This window comes from Curtobacterium pusillum, from assembly GCF_007673235.1.
In the GTDB taxonomy this organism is placed as follows: Bacteria; Actinomycetota; Actinomycetes; order Actinomycetales; family Microbacteriaceae; genus Curtobacterium; species Curtobacterium pusillum_C.
Map to the genome: position 1 here is coordinate 1 of NZ_VDZH01000027.1, position 270 is coordinate 270.

The following is a 270-nucleotide window of genomic DNA, read 5'->3' on the forward strand; positions in this document are numbered from 1 at the left end:
CCGGTATGAGTAGCGAAAGCCAAGTGACAATCTTGTCCACCGAATGCCTCAGGTTTCCTGAGGAAGGCTCGTCCGCTCAGGGTTAGTCGGGACCTAAGCCGAGGCCGAAAGGCGTAGGCGATGGACAACAGGTTGATATTCCTGTACCACCTCCTCACCATTTGAGCAATGGGGGGACGCAGGAGGATAGGGTAAGCGCGGTATTGGATATCCGCGTCCAAGCAGTTAGGCTGGGAAATAGGCAAATCCGTTTCCCGTGAAGGCTGAGCT

At 55.2% G+C, this 270-nt stretch carries 1 rRNA gene; it reads left to right on the plus strand.

Features of this window, described 5'->3' with window-relative positions:
* Positions 1-270 (plus strand): 23S ribosomal RNA (locus FS532_RS18440); the annotation flags it as partial.